The organism is Methanobrevibacter curvatus (assembly GCF_001639295.1).
Classification (GTDB): Archaea; Methanobacteriota; Methanobacteria; order Methanobacteriales; family Methanobacteriaceae; genus Methanoflexus; species Methanoflexus curvatus.
The window spans coordinates 1-3759 of sequence record NZ_LWMV01000046.1; the positions used below are offsets into that span (position 1 = coordinate 1).

The 3759-nt window shown below is 31.5% G+C and carries 1 protein-coding gene; it reads right to left on the reverse strand.

Annotation, left to right across the window (positions count from 1 at the left end):
* On the reverse strand, positions 1-3759 hold a 3759-nt coding region (locus tag MBCUR_RS01490), incomplete at both ends, for a beta strand repeat-containing protein (RefSeq protein WP_157077515.1).

Consider the following 3759-nt stretch of genomic DNA (forward strand, 5'->3'; position numbering starts at 1 on the left):
TAAGATTAGTAGTATTATCAGGAGTACTACTATTATCACCAGTATTATTCTCATTAACACCAGTAACATTACCAACATTCACAACACTACCAATACCATTCAAACGAACAAGAATATCCAAAACAATACTCTCACCATTAGCCAAAGTGTTAATATTCCAAACACCAGTACTTGCATCATAACTAGTTCCACGAGGAGTTGTACTATTAATATAAATCAATCTACTATCTAACCTATCAGTAATGAGCAAACCAGTAGCACCATCAGGACCAAAATTAGTCACATTAATAGTATACAAAACAAATACACCATTTAAGACAGATCCAGACACATTAGATGTTTTTACAACACTAATATTCACAGTAGGAACAACAGTAAGATTAGTAGTATTATCAGGAGTACTACTATTATCACCAGTATTATTCTCATTAACACCAGTAACATTACCAACATTCACAACACTACCAATACAATTCAAACGAACAAGAATATCCAAAACAATACTCTCACCATTAGCCAAAACACCAATATACCATACACCAGTACTTACAACATAACTAGTTCCACGAGGAGCAGTACTATTAACATAAATCAATCTACTATCTAAAACATCAGTAATAACCAAACCAGTAGCACCATCAGGACCAAAATTAGTCACATTAATAGAATACAAAACAAACACACCATTCAAAACAGATCCAGACACATTAGATGATTTAACAATACTAATATTCACAGTAGGAACAACAGTAATATTAGTCTCATTATCAATATTACTACTATTATTACCAGTATTATTCTCATTAACACCAGTAAGATTAGCAACATTCACAATATTACCAACACCATTCAAACGAACAAGAATATCCAAAACAATACTCTCACCATTAGCCAAAACACCAATATTCCAAACACCAGTAGCAACATCATAACTAGTTCCACGAGGAGTGGTACTATTAATGTATATTAATCTACTATCCAACCTATCACTAATAACCAAACCAGTAGCACCATCAGGACCAAAATTAGTCACATTAACAGTATACAAAACAAACGCACCATTCAAAACAGATCCAGACACATTAGATGTCTTAACAATACTAATATTCACAGTAGGAACAACAGTAATATTAGTCTCATTATCAATATTACTACTATTATTACCAGTATTATTCTCATTAACACCAGTAAGATTAGCAACATTCACAATATTACCAACACCATTCAAACGAACAAGAATATCCAAAACAATACTCTCACCATTAGCTAAAACACCAATATTCCAAACACCAGTAGCAACATCATAACTAGTTCCACGAGGAGTGGTACTATTAATGTATATTAATCTACTATCCAACCTATCAGTAATAACTAAACCAGTAGCACCATCAGGACCAAAATTAGTCACATTAATAGTATACAAAACAAACGCACCATTCAAAACAGATCCAGACACATTAGATGATTTAACAATACTAATATTCACAGTAGGAACAACAGTAATATTAGTCTCATTATCAATATTACTACTATTATTACCAGTATTATTCTCAGTAACATCAGTAAGATTAGCAACATTCACAATATTACCAATACCATTCAAACGAACAAGAATATCCAAAACAATACTCTCACCATTAGCCAAACTACCAATATTCCAAACACCAGTGCTTGCAATATAACTTGTAAACCTTGGAGATGTACTGTTAATATAAATCAATCTACTATCTAAAACATCAGTAATAACCAAACCAGTAGCACCATCAGGACCAAAATTAGTCACATTAATAGTGTACAAGATATAAGCACCATTTAAGACAGATCCAGATACATTAGATGATTTAACAATACTAATATTCACAGTAGGAACAACAGTAATATTAGTTTCATTATCAGGAGCACTACTGTTATTACCAGTATTATTTTCATTAACATTAGTAACATTAGCAATATTCACAATATTACCAGTACCATTTAAGCGGACAAGAATATCCAAAACAATAGATTCACCATTAGCCAAATTACCAATACTCCAAACACCAGTACTTACAACATAATAAGTAAACCTTGGAGATGTACTGTTAATGTATATTAATCTAGTATCTAACTTATCAGTAATAACCAAACCAGTAGCATTATCAGGACCAAAATTAGTCACATTAATAGTGTATAAAACAAGTACACCATTTAAGACATTACCACTTACATTAGAGGTTTTAACAACACTAATGTTCACAGTAGGAACAACAGTAATATTAGTAGTATTATCAGGAGTACTACTATTATTACCAGTATTATTCTCAGTAACATTAGTAAGATTAGCAACATTCACAATACTACCAGTACCATTCAAACGAACAAGAATATCCAAAACAATACTCTCACCATTAGCTAAAGTGTTAATATCCCAAACACCAGTACTTGCATCATAACTAGTTCCACGAGGAGTGGTACTATTAATATAAATCAATCTAATATCTAAAACATCAGTAATAACCAAACCAGTAGCACCATCAGGACCAAAATTAGTCACATTAATAGTATACAAAACAAATGCACCATTCAAAACAGATCCAGACACATTAGATGATTTAACAACACTAAGATTCACAGTAGGAACAACAGTAATATTAGTTTCATTATCAGGATTACTACTATTATTACCAGTATTATTCTCAGTAACATTAGTAACATTCGCAATATTCACAATATTACCAGTACCATTTAAACGAACAAGAATATCCAAAACAATACTCTCACCATTAGCCAAAGCACCAATACTCCAAACACCAGTACTTGCAACATAGAAAGTAAACCTTGGACTTGTACTGTTAATGTATATTAATCTAGTATCTAACTTATCAGTAATAACCAAACCAGTAGCATTATCAGGACCAAAATTAGTCACATTAATAGTATACAAGATATAAGCACCATTTAAGACATTACCAGACACATTAGATGATTTAACAACACTAATGTTCACAGTAGGAACAACAGTAATATTAGTTTCATTATCAGGAGTACTGCTATTATTACCAGTATTATTTTCATTAACATTAGTAACATTAGCAATATTCACAATATTACCAGTACCATTCAAACGAACAAGAATATCCAAAACAATACTCTCACCATTAGCCAAACTACCAATATTCCAAACACCAGTACTTGCAACATAAAAAGTAAACCTTGGAGATGTACTGTTAATGTATATTAATCTAGTATCTAACTTATCAGTAATAACCAAACCAGTAGCATTATCAGGACCAAAATTAGTCACATTAATAGTGTATAAAACAAATGCACCATTTAAGACAGATCCACTTACATTAGAGGTTTTAACAACACTAATGTTCACAGTAGGAACAACAGTAATATTAGTAGTATTATCAGGGGTACTACTGTTATTACCAGTATTATTCTCAGTAACATTAGTAACATTTGCAACATTCACAATACTACCAGTACCATTCAAACGAACAAGAATATCCAAAACAATACTTTCACCATTAGCCAAAGTGTTAATATCCCAAACACCAGTACTTGCAACATAACTAGTTCCACGAGGACTAGTACTATTAATATAAATCAATCTACTATCTAAAACATCAGTAATAACCAAACCAGTAGCATTATCAGGACCAAAATTAGTCACATTAATAGTATACAAAACAAATATACCATTTAAGACAGATCCAGACACATTAGATGATTTAACAACACTAAGATTTACAGTAGTGACAACAGTAATATTAG